At 54.9% G+C, this 17,340-nt stretch carries 15 protein-coding genes and 1 riboswitch; of the genes, 5 read left to right on the plus strand and 10 right to left on the minus strand.

Annotation, left to right across the window (positions count from 1 at the left end; translation table 11 throughout):
* Nucleotides 1–4 precede the first annotated feature (4 nt).
* Both ACI2J2_RS17100 and ACI2J2_RS17105 read right to left on the minus strand, forming a co-directional pair.
* Nucleotides 5–433, minus strand: a complete 429-nt coding sequence (locus tag ACI2J2_RS17100; protein ID WP_209637290.1) for a PTS sugar transporter subunit IIA — start codon at nucleotides 431–433, stop codon at nucleotides 5–7.
* Nucleotides 434–438: 5 nt separating this feature from the next.
* Nucleotides 439–2,208, minus strand: coding sequence for a class I mannose-6-phosphate isomerase (locus ACI2J2_RS17105; RefSeq protein ID WP_404760499.1), 1,770 nt, complete (start codon nucleotides 2,206–2,208; stop codon nucleotides 439–441).
* A 214-nt stretch (nucleotides 2,209–2,422) separates the two neighbouring features.
* Between ACI2J2_RS17105 and ACI2J2_RS17110 the strand changes: the two genes are divergently transcribed.
* Nucleotides 2,423–3,448, plus strand: coding sequence for a LacI family DNA-binding transcriptional regulator (locus ACI2J2_RS17110; RefSeq protein WP_404760500.1), 1,026 nt, complete (start codon nucleotides 2,423–2,425; stop codon nucleotides 3,446–3,448).
* A 14-nt stretch (nucleotides 3,449–3,462) separates the two neighbouring features.
* Here the strand turns inward: ACI2J2_RS17110 and ygiD are convergent, their stop codons facing one another.
* Both ygiD and ribB read right to left on the minus strand, forming a co-directional pair.
* Nucleotides 3,463–4,245 (minus strand): 4,5-DOPA dioxygenase extradiol, encoded by a 783-nt coding sequence (gene ygiD / locus ACI2J2_RS17115; protein ID WP_209637284.1) that lies wholly within the window; start codon nucleotides 4,243–4,245, stop codon nucleotides 3,463–3,465.
* Between the two features lie 254 nt (nucleotides 4,246–4,499).
* Nucleotides 4,500–5,153, minus strand: a complete 654-nt coding sequence (ribB, locus tag ACI2J2_RS17120) for a 3,4-dihydroxy-2-butanone-4-phosphate synthase (RefSeq protein WP_209637282.1) — start codon at nucleotides 5,151–5,153, stop codon at nucleotides 4,500–4,502.
* Nucleotides 5,154–5,263: 110 nt separating this feature from the next.
* A riboswitch (FMN riboswitch) is annotated at nucleotides 5,264–5,425 on the minus strand.
* Nucleotides 5,426–5,570: 145 nt separating this feature from the next.
* Between ribB and ubiK the strand changes: the two genes are divergently transcribed.
* Nucleotides 5,571–5,849 (plus strand): ubiquinone biosynthesis accessory factor UbiK, encoded by a 279-nt coding sequence (gene ubiK, locus ACI2J2_RS17125; protein ID WP_209637280.1) that lies wholly within the window; start codon nucleotides 5,571–5,573, stop codon nucleotides 5,847–5,849.
* A 29-nt stretch (nucleotides 5,850–5,878) separates the two neighbouring features.
* On the opposite strand, the gene yjeH is transcribed toward ubiK, so the two are convergent.
* The 4 genes from yjeH to ACI2J2_RS17145 form a co-directional block, all read right to left on the minus strand.
* Nucleotides 5,879–7,132, minus strand: a complete 1,254-nt coding sequence (yjeH, locus tag ACI2J2_RS17130; protein WP_404760501.1) for an L-methionine/branched-chain amino acid transporter — start codon at nucleotides 7,130–7,132, stop codon at nucleotides 5,879–5,881.
* Between the two features lie 122 nt (nucleotides 7,133–7,254).
* Nucleotides 7,255–8,685, minus strand: coding sequence for a bifunctional D-glycero-beta-D-manno-heptose-7-phosphate kinase/D-glycero-beta-D-manno-heptose 1-phosphate adenylyltransferase HldE (gene hldE / locus ACI2J2_RS17135; RefSeq protein WP_404760502.1), 1,431 nt, complete (start codon nucleotides 8,683–8,685; stop codon nucleotides 7,255–7,257).
* Between the two features lie 93 nt (nucleotides 8,686–8,778).
* Nucleotides 8,779–11,616, minus strand: coding sequence for a bifunctional [glutamate--ammonia ligase]-adenylyl-L-tyrosine phosphorylase/[glutamate--ammonia-ligase] adenylyltransferase (glnE, locus tag ACI2J2_RS17140; protein ID WP_404760503.1), 2,838 nt, complete (start codon nucleotides 11,614–11,616; stop codon nucleotides 8,779–8,781).
* A 45-nt stretch (nucleotides 11,617–11,661) separates the two neighbouring features.
* Nucleotides 11,662–12,969: an inorganic triphosphatase gene (locus ACI2J2_RS17145; RefSeq protein WP_209637272.1), complete on the minus strand. Its 1,308-nt coding sequence runs from the start codon at nucleotides 12,967–12,969 to the stop codon at nucleotides 11,662–11,664.
* Nucleotides 12,970–13,249: 280 nt separating this feature from the next.
* Between ACI2J2_RS17145 and ACI2J2_RS17150 the strand changes: the two genes are divergently transcribed.
* A complete protein-coding gene (locus tag ACI2J2_RS17150; protein ID WP_037416495.1) occupies nucleotides 13,250–13,870 on the plus strand; it encodes a TIGR04211 family SH3 domain-containing protein in 621 nt (206 codons plus the stop codon).
* Between the two features lie 124 nt (nucleotides 13,871–13,994).
* A complete protein-coding gene (locus ACI2J2_RS17155) occupies nucleotides 13,995–15,239 on the plus strand; it encodes a multifunctional CCA addition/repair protein (protein WP_404760504.1) in 1,245 nt (414 codons plus the stop codon).
* A gap of 39 nt (nucleotides 15,240–15,278) precedes the next feature.
* On the opposite strand, the gene bacA is transcribed toward ACI2J2_RS17155, so the two are convergent.
* Complete coding sequence (gene bacA, locus ACI2J2_RS17160; RefSeq protein WP_209637267.1) at nucleotides 15,279–16,103, minus strand: undecaprenyl-diphosphate phosphatase; 825 nt, start codon at nucleotides 16,101–16,103, stop codon at nucleotides 15,279–15,281.
* Nucleotides 16,104–16,234: 131 nt separating this feature from the next.
* Entirely contained in the window at nucleotides 16,235–16,594 is a 360-nt protein-coding gene (gene folB, locus ACI2J2_RS17165) for a bifunctional dihydroneopterin aldolase/7,8-dihydroneopterin epimerase (protein ID WP_209637248.1), read from the minus strand.
* 107 nt (nucleotides 16,595–16,701) lie between these two features.
* Between folB and plsY the strand changes: the two genes are divergently transcribed.
* Nucleotides 16,702–17,340 carry a glycerol-3-phosphate 1-O-acyltransferase PlsY gene (gene plsY, locus ACI2J2_RS17170; protein WP_209637246.1) on the plus strand — a complete coding sequence of 213 codons (639 nt, stop codon included), beginning with the start codon at nucleotides 16,702–16,704 and terminating at the stop codon, nucleotides 17,338–17,340.

The following is a 17,340-nucleotide window of genomic DNA, read 5'->3' on the forward strand; positions in this document are numbered from 1 at the left end:
TTCCTCAGAAATCGTCCAATTGCGCCGTTGGTACCGGACGGGCAAGGGCTATTGCCTCTCCCCCCTGCGCCACCAGCTCCTGTGCCGCCTGTTGAACATCCTTCCCCTCCAGCAATTCGGCGCTCATCAACAACATTGGGAAATTCACCCCCGTTACCACGGCCATTGGCACCGGCGTCTCGGGGTCAAAAGCGTGGCGGCAGGCCACGTTGTAGGGCGTGCCACACAGCATGTCGCACAGCACCAATACACCCTCCGCGCCGGTGCTCACCCGGCGCAGTTCGACAGCAAAATCGTGTTTAAAAGCCTCAATACCGGCGTTTTCACTCAGGCCGACATGGCTGGTTCCAGGCAGTTCGCCATAAACCATACGTGCGCTGCTTATCAGCGCTTCAGCCATTGGGCCATGAGAAATCACAATCACTTTCAACATGATACTTATCCCCTTACCCAAGCTTTAATCGTGCCAAGGGTTTTACCCAAGCTACGGCCATGAGGGCGAATGCGATACGCGCCTACGGCGGCCGGTACGATAAAGGTTTCCGCGTAATGCACCACAAAGGGAGCAAAATGCCCGTCGGGGCTTTCGATCACCGCCTCTTCGCCTTCGACCAAGTTCAGCACATTGACCCGGCCCTCTGTATGGTGCAGCACCGGCTCACTAAACCAGTGGCGTCGCGTTTCGATAAATTCGCGCTCATGCAGACCCGTCCGTTCCTCTTGCCAGCCTTCCCCCTCGGCAACGGGTTCAATGCGGTTCACCAGATGCTTCGTTGCCCAGTCGGTATCACATTGCCAGTTAATCACTTGCTCGCCGTGCCGTAGATGCACGGGGCGTGGTTGACCATCTAATCCCAGGCGGCCCCAATCCCACAATTTGAAAGTGAAAATGTATGGCGTAGCGCTGATCTCCAACACCATGGAGCCTGCGCCTGAGCAATGCACCGTCCCCGCAGGGATTAAGAAGTGGTCGTGTTTACGCGCCGGAAACCGGTTAACAAAACGCCGATCATCAAACGCCTTTTCGCCTCGTTGGGCCGCGGCAAGATCGGCCATCATCGCTTGCGGGTCTGTGCCATTTTTTATACCCAGGTACACGTCAGACCCCGGCTCAGCGGCAAGAATGTAATAGCTTTCATCCTGGGTATAATGCATACCAAAGTGCTGTTGGATGTATTCCGTCAATGGGTGAACCTGGAAGCTAAGATTCTGCCCACCGACCGTGTCCAGCAGGTCAAAACGAATGGGGAATTCGGCACCAAAGCGGGCATGGACCTGCTCACCGAGTAAAGACTGCGGATACAGCAGTACCAAATCCTGTGAGGGGATCTCGACCCGAACGTCACCAAAACGCATTAGCAGGCTGTTTTCCTCGGGCACGCAGTCAAAACACCACGCGTAGTTGGCTGCCGTCGGGTCGAGATCAAACTGGTGTTTCATCCACTGGCCGCCCCAAATACCGGGGTCAAAAAACGGCACTACGCGGAATGGGCGTTGAGCCGCCTGCTGTAATCCGGCATGGAATGCCGTACCGGATACTAACGTTGGTTTACCGGCCTGGTTCGTGTCCAGTACAAAATCCGCATGCTGAAGCAACGGAGTTTTATGGCGATCGAAGACCCGCCATTCCACAAAGAATGCCCGCTTGTAGCGGCGTAACACATCTTCATCCACATTGCCCGCGCCCCAGTTACCCAGCTCGCCACGGCGGAAACGCTGCTGGATTTCCCAACGGGCCATATCGGCATACACCAGCACGTCCCCTTCGGCGATCAACGCGGCGCCCGGCCCGTAGACCACGACCAGCCCATTATCGACACGTTCGATCTGGTCACGTAACCGCTGTACACGCGCAGTATCAAAAAATTCGGGCATTTCATGGCACGACAGCACGCCAAAAACACGATCATCCGTTAAATTACGCTCTATCATCGCGTGAATATGCGGTTCATCGTATTTGGCCGACTCGGCGTTGATACTGCAGGCCGGTTGCAGAGGATTGATGAAATGCTCTGTGAGCTCTGCCAGATTGACCCCATGGTAGCAATCCACGATCAACAGCGTTTTGCGCAACCCAAGAGCGGTAACTTTGCGACTGACAGCCTCAGTCACCGCCTGCCAACCTTGCCAGGCGGCGTCGTCATACCCTTGGACGGCCACTTCCGGGAACTTGTCGTAGCTTGTAGCCTGATACTGTTGCTCTGCCATATTGTTCTGCCTATGAACTGAATACATGGCAAAAGATTAATCGATTAACCTCATTTCAAACAGGCTGATTAACGAGATTAACCTCATATAACCGATAATAAACGCGTAAAAAACCGAAATCCCGTGACGGCCATCACGAATTATTTGCGCTATTTTACAAATTAAGATTAATCGTTATACCTTAGTTCGATAGGCAGTACCCACAGGACATAAAATGAGCACAGTCACCTTGGCGGACGTCGCCGCACATGCAAAAGTTTCCACCGCCACGGTATCGATGGTATTGCGCAACCGTGGACGCATTTCGGATGAAACCCGTAAACGCGTCCTGAGCGCCATTGACGAACTGGGCTACGTTTATAATCAGACCGCCGCCAACCTGCGCAACCGCAGCAGTAACCAGGTCGGCCTGCTGCTGCACGATATCACCAATCCGTTTTATGCCGAGATGACCGCAGGGTTGAGCCAGGAGATGGAACGTCATCAGTTGATGCTCTTTCTCGCTAACAGCGAAGAGTCGGCTGACCGACAGCAAAAGTTTGTCGACTCGCTGCTACAGAACAGTGCCAGCGGTATGGTGCTGTGTGCCGCCCGGCAAACGCCTACCCTGTTTTTTGAAACACTGAAACGTCGCAAGATACCGGCCATCATGGTGGTCCGCCCGGTGGCCGATGCGCACTTTGACTTTGTCGGCACTGATAATTTCCTGGGTACCCAATTGGCGACTCAGCACCTGTTGGATTTGGGGCACCGTCATATCGCGTTTATTGGCGGCTCCATCAATTCCACCACCCGCGCACAGCGGCTCGGCGGCTACACCAGTAAGTTGGTTGAACAGGGTATTGGGGTAAAAGGGGAATGGATCGTAGACAGTGAAGCCAGCCAAAGCTCAGGCGCCAAAGCTGCAGAACAGTTATTGATGGCCCACCCTGAAATCACCGCAGCGCTGTGCTATCAGGACATTGTTGCGTTGGGTGTGATGCAGACATTACGCAAGTTCAACCGTCAAATCGGCAAAGACTTTGCGCTGATTGGGTTTGATGATATTACCGAAGCGTCGTTGGTGCAGCCGGGTTTGACCACCGTATCGGTGGCCTCACGCGAGATTGGCCGTAAGGCTGGTGAGTTGCTGTACAGCCGCATTCAAGGCAATGATGAGCCGCCAAAACGCATCATTCTGCCACCGTCATTGGTGATCCGGGAATCTTGCGGTTTTGCCGATAAAGCCACGCCAGCCTAAGCTGGCGGGGCAAATCAGCCGACCTGTACCGACAGCATGCTCAAAGAGCTCATCTCGATGCCATCTACCGGTATGGTGATTTCTTCCTTACCGTCCCATCCACCGAGCACATACAACAGCGGCAGATAGTGTTCCGGCGTTGGGTTCGACAGCGCCGCCCCTTCGTGCTGCATAAAATTCACCAGCGGATGGTTATTCCCCTGATAAGTCAGGTTATCCCGCACGAATTTATCAAACGATGTTGCCCACGGATACGGACTCGCTTCGCCCTGCCATTTGACCATCCGCAGGTTATGCACCACATTGCCGCTGGCGACGATCATCACCCCTTGATCACGTAATGCTGCCAGCTTGCGGCCTAGCTCATAATGATATTCTGCCGGTTGGGTACCATCGATGCTGAGCTGTACAATCGGGATATCCGCTTCAGGATACATCTTGATCAGCACACCCCAGGTACCATGATCCAACCCCCACTCGCTGACGTCTGCGGTGACGTTGACTGGCGCCAGCAGTTGCTGGATTTGCGCCGCCAATTCAGGTGAACCCGGTGCCGGATACTGCGTATCAAACAACGCCTGTGGGAACCCACCAAAATCATGGATAGTTTTCGGCTTTTCCATCGCCGTCACCGCGGTGCCACGGGTGTACCAGTGGGCAGAAACAGCGACGATAGCTTTTGGACGCGGCAACGTTTGACCCAGCCGCCGCCATGCCTGGGTATAGCGGTTTTCTTCCAGTGCGTTCATCGGGCTACCGTGACCGAGGAAAAGTGCAGGCATACGAGAGGTGTTCATACAGGATCCTTGGTTAGTCACAATATATTCTGAGGACTAGACTACGCCGTTTGTCACTGCGGCACAGCCGGATAACCGTGATGATGATTTTCAATAAATTTGAATGATTAAAGCCATAGAAGCAACCCGCAGTATCAGCCTGCGCAACTTCCCAGGTTTTTCTACCGACGTTAGCGTCAGCATCAGTTCATTATTTTCAGGCACAAAAAAGCCGCATTACGCGGCTTTTTCATATTCAGAATATCAGTCTGATATCAGCTGGCTTTCTGTTCGTGAGACTGGCGATAAGCCACCAGATCTTCGATAGTCAGCACAGTCATGCCATGCTGTTTGGCAAACAGGATAACTTCCGGTGCATGCGCCATGCTGCCGTCATCGTTAGTCAGTTCACACAACACACCGGCAGGTTTGAAACCCGCCATTGCCACCAGATCAATCGTCGCTTCGGTATGGCCACGACGGCTCAGCACGCCACCCGGCTGCGCACGCAGCGGGAACACGTGGCCAGGGCGATTCAGATCGCTCGGCTTGGCGTTATCAGCGATAGCCGCGCGGATCGTGGTCAGGCGGTCGGAAGCAGAAACACCGGTAGTCACGCCCTGCGCCGCTTCGATAGTCACGGTGAAAGCCGTCTGGAACTGACTGGAGTTGTTAGTCACCATCATCGGCAGCTCAAGCTGCTGACGGCGGTCTTCAGTGAGACACAGGCACACAATGCCGCTGCCGTGACGAATGGTCAGTGCCATCTGCTCAACGGTCATGGTTTCTGCGGCGAAGATCATATCACCTTCGTTTTCACGATTTTCATCATCGAGCACCATCACACCGCGCCCGTTGCGCAATGCTTCAAGAGCGCGTTCTACGCGTTCTACCGGCGTGCCGAAATCTGAAAGTAGGGTCTGATTCATGGTAAAAAACCTCATTAAAAAATTATGGATTACCAGAACCAGGGCGAACTTGAGGAGTAGCTAGCAATAGCTAAAAAAATAACGCAAGCGGGCGCAAACCCGACAGATACCGTTACTCTCTCCCATCCGGACTATAACCGTCGGCCCCGGAATTACACCGGATCTGCTGACCTCTAACCAAACTGCAAGAGATTGGCTGAGCGCTCGCGGGCTTTCACCGTAACAGGTGATTTACCGCCGGTGGGGACTTGCACCCCGCCCTGAGAATAAGCCTCTCGACTATAACGCTAATGATTAATCAGGGCAATTGGCAAAAGCACAATTCGGCCAGCGTCAGGGAATGCGGTTAATGGTTTATCCGGCGGGCAACTCGCATTACACTAAGGGAAAGCTATTAAACTCTGAAAGGGATACGCCATGATTGACCCGAAAAAAATTGAACAGATCGCACGCCAGGTACATGAGTCCATGCCTAAAGGCGTGCGTGAATTCGGGGAAGATGTTGAGAAGAAAATCCGTCAGGTGTTGCAGTCACAGCTCACCCGTCTGGATTTGGTCAACCGCGAAGAGTTCGACGTGCAAACCCAGGTGCTGCTGCGCACCCGTGAAAAACTGGCGTTGCTGGAACAGCGTATGAGCGAGCTGGAAAGCAAGCTGAACGCCGCACCGGTAGCACCGCAGCCTGACGCAGAGTAAGTTATTGATAAGGGCGCAGTACCGCGCCCTTATTGCTGTTTCAACGCTGCCTTCGACGTCAATTGCAATACCAGCCCAATCAGCGCAAACATCCCCAGCGCATACAGGCTTTTCCAACCGATGATCACCATCAACAGCACACACAACACCAGCCCCGTCGCCGCCATTAAGCGCGAACGTCCATGCAGAATCCGACAGCCCGCCAGCATGCACAGCAAATAAATGAACACGAAGATCCCATTGGCGTACACCAGCAACGTATCCAGCGGCAGATTCAATGTATAAATCAGCAAGGTGAATAACAGGCAGCTGCCGACCACTGCGCTGAGTGCGTTGATCGGTGCCTGCCCGGCGGACAGTTTGGCCAGCGCACTGGAGGGACGATCTTGCGCCTGCGACCACACCAGCCGGGCGAAGCTTTGTGTATAGATATTCACGCTGGCAAAACAGGCCAGATAACCAATGATACAGGCCACCCACAGCGCATGCTGGCCAAACAGTTGCACCACAATACCTGGCAACGACGCAGCCGCCGCCTGATGCTCACCGTAGGCGTGAAAATGCAATACCGCCACGGTACATCCCCAGTACACCGCCCCGGCGACCAACATGCCAAACAGCAGCGCACGCGGGAAATCGCGCTCCGGGTTACGGAATTCTGTCGCCAAATGCGCAAACGCTTCCAAACCAACAAAACACCAGAACATCACTGCCAGTGCATGGAACAGATTAGGGGGAGAAATTTCGTTGAACGTCGGCCAGGGAATATGCGTCAGCGAGATATCGCCTCGCCACCAAATAGCGGCGACCAGCGCCACCACCAAAATAGCGATCAACGTTTGAATATTGGCGCTGGAACCGGCACTGCGCATGCCCAGCAACCAGATAACAACCAGCGTGGCAATTTGCACCAACAGCAGGCCGTTGGCGCTCCAGCCGAAAGTGGCCTGCCAAAAACCGGCGGCAATCTGCAATGCCGCTGGCAATCCTACGGGGATTACCGACAAAAACAGCCAGCCGGCCACTTTCGCCATGCGCGGACCAAAGGCCAGGCCGACGAAGTGCGCAGCCCCCCCGGCACTGGGGAAATGACGCCCCAGAGCCGCAAAGGTAATAGCAATAGGGAAAACCAAGGCAATCAGCACCGGCCAGGCCCACAGGCTATCGCCCTGCGCCACCTGAGCCGCCAACGCCGGAACGGCAAATACGCCGGTACCCAGCAGTGAAGTGGACAATAGCCCAACGCCCTGCGCTAAACTCAGCTCTTGCTTCAGTCCACTCACTGCTCACCGCCGTTTATCCGTCATACTTCAAGTGGCATCCGCACACATGGCCAGTAACTCGCTCAACCTCGTAGCGAATCAGCCGGTGCCACCTTGATACCACTCGAATTATTTAGGCGAAATTAGCCACGTCCGTCTTTGATTGCCTTGATGATGTTGGTGGTCGACAGGCCGTCTTCAAAGTTCAGCACTTTGACGTCGCCGCCATTGGCCCACACCTCAGTGCTACCGGCGATATCTTCAGGCTTGTAGTCACCGCCCTTCACCAGCAGATCTGGCAGGATATCGGCGATCAGGCGTTGTGGCGTGTCTTCTTCGAAAGGCACCACCCAGTCCACAGCTTCGAGTGCACCCAGTACAATCATGCGGTTTTCCAAGGCGTTAACCGGGCGGGTTTCGCCCTTCAATCGTTTGGTAGAAGCATCACTGTTTACCGCTACGATCAGGCGATCGCCCAGTTTGCGGGCATTCGCCAAATAAGAGACATGACCGGCATGCAGAATGTCGAAGATGCCGTTGGTCATCACAACTTTCTCTCCGCGCTGACGAGCTTGCGCCACAGCGGTTTTCAACTGGGCTTCGGTCATCACGCCAAAGCCGGTTTCAGCACGGCCGCGTACCGCGTTTTCCAATTCTATCGGTGAAACGGTAGACGTACCCAGCTTGCCCACTACCACACCGGCAGCGGCATTGGCCAGGAAACAGGACTCTTCCAGTGTGTTGCCGGCAGCCAGTGCCGCCGCCAGTACGCCGATAACCGTATCGCCGGCACCGGTAACGTCGAACACTTCCTGCGCCAACGTTGGCAAATGCAGCGGTGCAATACCCGGCTGCAACAGCGTCATACCGTGTTCGGAACGGGTCACCAACAGGGCAGAAAGCTCAAAATCTGTGACCAGCTTCATGCCGCGTTCAACCAGTTCAGCGTCGTCTTTACAGTGGCCTACCACCGCTTCGAATTCGGACAGGTTTGGCGTCAGCAGCGTCGCGCCGCGATAACGTTCGAAATCAGATCCTTTAGGATCGATCAGCACAGGGACTTTGGCAGCACGAGCCAGTTGGATCATGCTCTGCACCTGGCTCAGCGCACCTTTGGCGTAATCTGACAGTACCAACGCGCCAATCTGCGGCAATGCCTGCTGAATACGTTCCAACAGTGGCTGCGGATCGACGTTAGAAAAGCCTTCTTCGAAATCGAGACGAATTAATTGCTGATTACGCGATAGCACGCGCAGCTTGGTGATGGTCGGGTGCGTCGGCACCGAGACAAAATCACAGCGCACGTTCACTTCGTTCAATTTGGCGCTCAGCGCACGCGCCGCATCGTCAATACCCGTCAGGCCTACCAAGCGTGAGTTAGCACCCAGCGAAGCAATGTTCATCGCCACGTTAGCCGCACCGCCAGGACGCTCTTCAATGGTTTCAACCTTGACCACCGGCACCGGCGCTTCCGGTGAAATGCGGCTGGTCGGCCCATACCAATAGCGATCCAACATGACGTCACCCACCACCAATACCCCGGCGCGGCGAAAATCAGGCAGTGTAACTTTCATCCGATAACTCCAAAAAAGTACAAAATTTTAGTGGCGCAGATATTACCACAGACGTTTGTAATAGCGGCAAAACGTATTGCGCAACTGGCCTGCTCAGCCCAGCCACTTCGCCCAACTGGCGCGGACTTGCTCACGTTCGGCAACGAATTGCCCATTACTGACCTTGCTGGAATGCTCTTGCAACGCCAGGTGGTGGATCTCATCGCGCATGGTGACATACGCCTGAGTCAGCGCACGCGCTTCCTCTTCCGGCATGATGTCGTAATTCGCCATCAGTTCGAAAATACGCACGTTATCAGACCAGCGCGTCAGGCGCGGTTCGGCCCCCGCATAGCCTAAGACCAGATACTGGGCAATAAATTCGATATCGGTGATCCCGCCTTCATCCGCTTTGATATCAAAGAGATCGCGTTGCTTGCTGCCAAGATGATTGCGCATTTTCTCCCGCATCTCGCGGACCTCACGCCGTAGCGTTTCCGCATCACGCGGTTTGCACAGGATCTCACGACGGATAATGTCAAACTGCTGATGCAACGCCGGATCGCCATGCACAATGCGCGCCCGCACCAGCGCCTGGTGTTCCCAGGTCCAGGCTTCGTTTTGCTGATAATCCGCAAACGCCTCGACGGTACTGACCAACATGCCCGCCGCACCCGATGGCCGCAGGCGGGCATCAACTTCATACAATATGCCCGACGAGGTACGGGTACTGAACAGGTGCATCACACGTTGTGCCAGACGCAGATAGAATTGGCGACCATCGATGCTACGCTCCCCGTCGGTCATCACTTCCGGTGGGCAATCCAGGATAAATACCAAATCAAGATCAGAACTGTAACCCAGCTCCCACCCGCCCAGCTTGCCGTAGCCAATTACCGCAAAACCGCGCCCTTCGCGCTCTTGCAAATGCGTCGGCTGGCCATAACGTGCAACCATGTCATTCCACGCCTGCTGCACCACCGTATCGATGATGGCTTCAGCCAGATAAGTGAGGTGATCGCTCACTTTCATTACCGGCAACGCGCCCGAGATATCTCCTGCGGCAATGCGCAATTGTTGGGCCTGCTTGAACTGGCGTAACGCCTCCAGTCTCTGCTCTTCGTCGTCTTCGGGTACCCGTAATAGGTATTGGCGTAGTTCGCTACGATAGGCATCTGGGGCCACCGGCTGGTACAGCGTCGCCGGGTCCAGTAGTTCATCCAACAGCAACGGATAGCGCGACAGTTGGTTGGCAACCATCGGCGAAGCCGCGCACAACCGAATCAAATGGCTAAGTGCCGCATGGTATTCCACCAGCAGTTCAAGGTAGGTGGTGCGGGTCACGATACTCAGTAATAACTGAGTCAAACGCAGCAAGGCCGTCGGCGCATCCTGACGCGGGCACACTTCCGCCAGTAATCGCGGCATCAGTTGGTCAAGCACGTCCCGACCACGTGGCCCAATGGTGCGTTTGTCGACGTCATGACGGAATTCAGCAATGGTGCGCAACATTTGCTTGCGCGCATCTTCGTCCAGGTGCGGCGTCAACGGCGCCAATTCGTTTTCTTCCAAGGCATCCTGCCACAAGCTGTGGTAGTTCTGATAATCCGGATCTTCACCAACATCCGGGCTATCATCGCCAATCAAGTCGTTAAATACGGCCCTTACCGCTTGCATATGCCCGTCGAGCGTAGCCAGCAGTGCAGACCAGTCGCCGAACCCCATCCCCCAAGCCAAACGCGCCTGATCGAGTTCATCTTGCGGCAGTGTTTGTGTCTGTTGATCGGCAATCGCCTGCAGCAAGTTTTCCAAACGACGCAGGAACAGGTAACTGGCGCTCATTGCCTGTACCTGTTGGGGTTCCAGTAATCCCAATTCCCCCACGGCCTGTAACGTCGGCAGCAGCGAGCGCCCCTGCAATGCAGGCTCACGCCCACCACGGATCAGTTGGAACACCTGAGTGATAAATTCAATTTCGCGAATGCCGCCGGCGCCCAGCTTGATATTGTCTTTCAGCCCACGCCGCCGCACCTCACGCGCAATCATGCCTTTCATATTGCGCAGTGACTGGATCACGCTGAAGTCGATATAGCGACGGAAGACAAACGGCCGCAGGGTTTTGCGTAACTCCTCGCTGTAAGCATCTTCTGAACCGCCCATCAGCCGCGCCTTCACCATCGCATAACGTTCCCAGTCGCGCCCTTGCTCCTGGTAATAGTCCTCCAGCGCGGCAAAGCTCATGACCAACGGGCCGCTGTCGCCGAATGGCCGCAGCCGCATGTCCACGCGATAAACAAAGCCGTCGATAGTTTGTTGATCCAGCGCTTTGATCAGCCGCTGCCCCAGACGGGTGAAGAACTGGGCATTATCCAGTTCACGCCGTCCGCCCTGAGTTTGGCCGTTTTCCGGGTAAGCAAAGATCAGATCGATATCGGAGGAAAAATTCAGCTCGCCGCCGCCCAACTTCCCCATACCGAGGATCAGCAACGGCTGTGGCACGCCCTGCGCGTTGCACGGCGTTCCCCATTCACGGCAGCAAGTTTGGTACAACCAATCGCGAGCGCTGACAATCAGCGTCTCCGCCAACCCACTCAGCTGCAACAGCGTCTCTTGCGTGCTGCATAGCTCTTGTGCCTGCGCCCAAGCGATCCTCACCAGCGTCTCGCGGCGGAACAGGCGCAGTACGCGCATCAATTGCGCTTCGTCGCGAACCTCTTCCAAATCATCCTGCAGCCAGGCGGCGTAATGCTGCCACTCGCCCGCCACCGGCGGTTGTTTGCGCAGCGTCTCCAGCCATTCCGGCTGATTGAGTAACATGTCACAGACAAAGTCACTCGACGCTAAAACCCGTTGTTCCTGATCGCTGAGCGCGTAGCCCGCGCCCAGAGTTTCCTGAAAACGCTGCACGATGTTCTGTGCCTGAGCCTGTAACGCTGCTGAGAGTGGCAACATAATGAATGATCCGTTTTGCGGCCCGCGACTCGCAGGCCAGCTTAATTAGCGGAGCGCGCCATTTAACCAGAATGGCGCATGCAATAAGGCTTGCTTGCGGCTACCTTCGTACCAGCCCTGGCGCCGCTCGGCTATCGCCAGCTGCAGCTCACGCCAGCCGTCGATATAGGGGCCGGTTTCGTCGTCAGGGTAAGCACCTGACAGCAGGATAAATGCCGAGATCTGACGCGTCAGACGCGGCAACTGTTCTTCGTATTCATCATCGTTCAGCGTACGGGTAAAAGCGTCTTTCAGCTCCGCAGCGCTACGCCCCAGCATAATGTCACTGAAACGTTTGAAAGAACCGTCAAGTTTGGCCTGCGCCTTGGCGTCAATGAACGGGCGCCATGCGCCAGTCACCAACCAAGATGTGAGCGCCAACTTACATTGTAGATACTCTGCGCTGTAGCACAGCACCTGTGGCTGAGTGGTTTTATCGATCAGCAGCGGCTCCAGCGCCGTCAATCGGGCGCGCAGATCGGCGCTGGCCTTGCGCGGAACCAGGCCGCCGAAGATCACCAGAGCCTGACGGATCAGCGCAATCGCCTCCATAACGGAACGGCGTGCCTGAGCATCGCCGCGCAACCACAGTTCTTCGTGGTACTGCCAATGGCTCAAACCCCATTCAAAACTGGCGATCATCCCTTGTTCAACGCTGGATTTGGCGGCAGGCTTCAATACCGCCAAAGGGCGGCGCTCGCGCGGGGCATTGCCTTGTGCCAAATGATAACCGCGCGCCGCTTTACTCAGGCTACCCTGGCGCAGGCCGCCGTGTTCTGCCAATGCGTTGGCCAGCGCCAGCAAATCTGCGGTATTCCCGGTTTTAAGCTCCAGTTCGATCTCACACAGCGCTTCGCTCAGCTCACCTGCCTTCACTTCACCCTGGTCAAGCCCCACTTCTATCTCGCTCTTACCGTAAGTGACCACCCACTTTTCACGCACAAAATCGGTACGGAACAGCGGTTGGAGCGCCTGTTGCAGAGCGTTGATATCACAGCCCTGTGGCCAGATATCTGCCGGAAACTGTGCCAGTGCCAGTTCTGGCGTGGCAATCGCGACATTGTATTCCGGGCGCTGATGCAAGCCTGCGACGACTTTACCGGCGGTTTTGATGGTCATTTCATAGCTGTCATCAAACCCGCGGATACGCAGCCCCATGTCATGACCACGCAGAAAATTATCCGCGGTTTCGAAATAAATATTGGTCAGTTTTTGCGGTGCGGAATGTTGGTTCGGCCAAACCGCCAGTTGCTGTGGCAACGCGGCAACGGCATCCGGGGTAGCAATAAATTTCAGTTCTATTTCAACGGTCATAAGTCTTTCACACCAATAAGTTACGCATTCGCGTCAGCCTTCACGGCGGCAAGCCTTACCTGCCACGTTCTGCCCGGCGACGCACAGTTACCCTTATCTTACCGCGATTCCCGGCGCCTTAACCCTGCTAACTGCAGAAAAAACCTGTTACGTTATAAAACACCGCGCAACTCACAGAATCTGCCACAGTAAGATAGTTCTCATTCCGGTTTTTGCGTTGCGTCGTCAGACTGAACGCTCTACTATCGTTCCCATAAATTCACACAGAAACGATGAACTAATGCAGAAATTACGCCTAATTTGCCTTGCCGTGCTGAGCTTCAGCATCACTTGGGGCGCACATGCCGAAGATAAGCGCTATATCTCCGATGAACTGAATACTTACGTCCACAGCGGCCCGGGTAATCAGTACCGTATTGTCGGTACCTTGAACGCCGGTGAAGAAGTGACCCTGTTGAGCGTAAATGACAGCACTAATTATGGCCAGATCCGCGATGCCAAAGGCCGCACGACTTGGATCCCACTGGATCAACTTAGCCAAACGCCAAGCCTGCGTACCCAAGTCCCAGCGCTGGAGCAACAGGTAAAAACCCTGACCGACAAGTTGGCTAACATCGACAACAGCTGGAACCAACGCACTGCGGAAATGCAGCAAAAAGTGGCGGGCAGCGACAGCACCATCAGCGGCCTGCAACAGGAAAACCAGGATCTGAAAAACCAGCTGGTCGTCGCACAGAAAAAGGTTAACGCGGTTAACCTGCAGCTTGACGACAAACAGCGCACCATTATCCTGCAGTGGTTCATGTACGGCGGCGGTGTCGCTGGCGTAGGCTTGCTGCTTGGCTTGTTGTTGCCACACCTGATCCCACGTCGTAAAAGCAACAACCGCTGGATGAACTGATTTTCAGTCTCCTTCAGTTTGAAATCGGGCGCCTGCGGGGCGCCCTTTTTATTGGCGCCAACATCCCGCCACCAATTCATGTAATCTGATAGACAGAGCCTTAAGAAAAATTCAGGAGTTAACCGTGAAGATTTACCTGGTCGGCGGCGCTGTCCGCGACAGCTTGCTTGAGTTACCGGTGTTTGATCGCGACTGGGTGGTGGTGGGTGCCGCGCCGTCAGAGCTGATAGCACTGGGGTATCAGCAGGTCGGTAAAGACTTTCCAGTTTTTCTCAACCCGGAAACTCATGAAGAATATGCGCTGGCCCGTACCGAACGAAAGTCCGGCCAGGGCTACACCGGGTTTACGTGCTACGCCGCACCTGACGTCACGCTGGAAGAAGATCTGCAACGCCGCGATTTGACCATCAACGCCATCGCTCGAAGCGCCGACGGTGAACTGATCGATCCTTTCCACGGCGTAGCCGACCTACAAGCACGCGTACTGCGTCATGTGTCTGACGCTTTTGGTGAGGATCCCTTGCGAGTGCTGCGCGTGGCGCGCTTTGCCGCCCGTTTTGCTCACCTGGGCTTTACCATTGCCCCAGACACCCTTGCGTTAATGCGTCAAATGGCACGCAGCGGCGAATTGGTCGCGTTGACGGCCGAACGGGTATGGAAAGAAACGGAGAAGGCGCTGCAAAGCCAAAGTCCGCAGGTGTACTTTCAGGTGCTGCGAGACTGTGAGGCACTGAGCGTGCTGTTCCCAGAGATCGACGCTTTGTTCGGTGTGCCGGCCCCCGAAAAATGGCACCCGGAGATCGACACCGGCATTCACACGCTGATGACGCTGGCTATCGCTGCCCAGCTTAGCACTGAAGTTGACGTTCGTTTTTCGGCGCTGTGCCATGACCTCGGCAAGGGGCAAACGCCAAAAGAACTCTGGCCACATCACCATGGCCACGGGCCAGCCGGTGTTTTGCTGGTCGACACTCTGTGCCAGCGGCTGCGGGTTCCTAATCCAGTGCGCGATCTGGCTAAATTGGTCGCCGAATATCACGATCTGATTCATACCGTAAACAAGCTGCGTCCAGAAACGTTGTTGAAGCTGTTTGACGCGATCGACGTCTGGCGCAAACCACAGCGCCTGGAACAGATGATCCTCACCAGTGAAGCAGATGCCCGTGGCCGAACCGGATTTGAAAATAACCCTTATCCGCAGGGCGACTATCTGCGCCGGGCTTTCCAGGTGGCAAATGCCGTCTCGGTAAAAGAGGTGGTGGCTAGCGGACTGCAAGGATTAGCCATCCGCGACGAACTCAAACGTCGACGCCAGCAGGCACTGGCAGACTGGAAGCAAACGCTGGATACTCCACAGGAGCAGGCATAAAAAAACCCCGCAATGCGGGGTTTTTTATTGGTGAATCGCTTACATGAAGACCATGTAAACCACTCCGGCAACGATAAAGCGATAGATAGCGAACGGCACAAACGAAATACGTTTGATCAACGACAGGAAGGTCTTGATCGCAATCAGCGCCACAACGAAAGCGGTGGCAAATCCGACCGCGAACATCGGTAAATCGCCCATGGTCAGGAAGTGCAAGCTCTTGTACAAATCCAACGCGCTGGCACCAATCATCATCGGCACCGCCAGAATGAAAGAGAACTCCGCAGCCGCGTAACGGTTCACCCCGACCAACATACCACCGGCAATGGTGGAACCTGAGCGAGAGAACCCCGGCCACAGTGCCAGGCATTGGAAGCAACCAATCATAAATGCCTGTCGATAAGTGATGTCATCCAGCCCTTCCGCACTCGGTTTCTTCGGTTTCAGCCATTCTGCAGCCAGGAGCAGGAAACCACCGACGACCAGCGCATACATCACGTTTTTCGGCGCGAACAGCGATTTGATGAAATCATGGAGCAACAGCCCCAGCACCACCGCAGGGATCATCGCCAGCAGAATATGGCCCAGTTTCAAATGGCCCGTCGTTTTGCCTTCGTGCTCAACCGGTTTGCCACCAAAATGAATGCCGATCAACCCAAACAGACGGCGCCAGAACATCACCACCACTGCCAGAATTGACCCCAACTGGATGATTACCTCAAAGGTTTTAGCCTTATCTCCGGTAAAACCCAGCCACTCGCCCACAATGATCATGTGTCCGGTAGAAGATACGGGTAAAAATTCAGTTAATCCTTCGACAACCCCAAGAACAAACGCAATAAACAGTGAATGCATGTCCGCCATGTGCTTCGATCACCCTATAAATTTACGGCTATAAACATAAAAAAGCGGCAGTGTTCAATACATTGCCGCTAAAACTATTCTCAGGTTCGGACCAAATTAACGGTCTTAAGTTGCATCTTTATGACAGAACGTCACGCCGGGCGAGTACCGCGCTCAATGATCACCCCAACCCGGTTGGCATGTGCAACTGCGCCCGGTTTGCTGACCTTAATACGGACCCACGGGGAATTGAAGCGCTGGAGTAATATTTCAGATATTTCCTCTGCAACCCGCTCTACCAGCGCAAAGCGATTGGGCTCCACGTGTTGGATGATGGCTTCACTAATATCGGCATAGCTCAGGCAGTCATTCACATCGTCACTGGCAGCAGCGCGACGGTTGTCCCAGCCCATTTCGATATCGAACACCAACTTCTGGCGAATGTTTTGTTCCCAGTCATAAACGCCAATGGTAGTAATTACGGTAAGCTCTTCTATAAATACGATATCCATCACGTCATTCTCTGTTTTTGGCCTTGCCGGATACCACTTCCAGCGGAATATGCGTATTATCCATATATGTTGCGAGTAAAACGACCCTTATTAAACGGAACCGCGTTATGAGTGCTACCGCGCTTGGCATGATTATCTTCGCGTATCTGTGTGGCTCAGTTTCCAGTGCGATCCTGGTTTGCCGGATCGCCAGGCTGCCCGATCCGCGTGCAAATGGCTCAGGGAATCCAGGGGCTACCAACGTCCTGCGCATCGGCGGTCGTGTCGCCGCGGCGGCAGTGCTGGTGTTCGATATTTTAAAAGGGATGCTGCCGGTCTGGCTGGCATACAAGCTCAATGTCCCACCGTTGTACCTGGGGCTAACGGCGATCGCTGCCTGTTTGGGGCATATCTATCCCGTATTCTTCCACTTCCGCGGCGGCAAAGGCGTAGCAACGGCATTTGGTGCCATCGCGCCGATCGGCTGGGATCTTACCGGCCTGATGACCGGCACCTGGCTGCTGACCGTGTTGCTCAGCGGCTACTCTTCACTCGGTGCCATCATCAGCGCGCTGATTGCTCCTTTCTACGTCTGGTGGTTCAAACCGCAATTTACCTTCCCCGTGGCCATGTTGTCGTGCCTGATCCTGATGCGACACCATGACAATATCCAGCGCTTGTGGCGCGGCCAGGAAGGGAAAATTTGGGGTATCTTCCGCAAAAAGAAAACCGATGCGGTAGAACAGGACGAGAAAAAAGAAGAGTGA

This window comes from Serratia sp. NPDC087055 (assembly GCF_044900985.1).
Taxonomy (GTDB): Bacteria; Pseudomonadota; Gammaproteobacteria; order Enterobacterales; family Enterobacteriaceae; genus Serratia.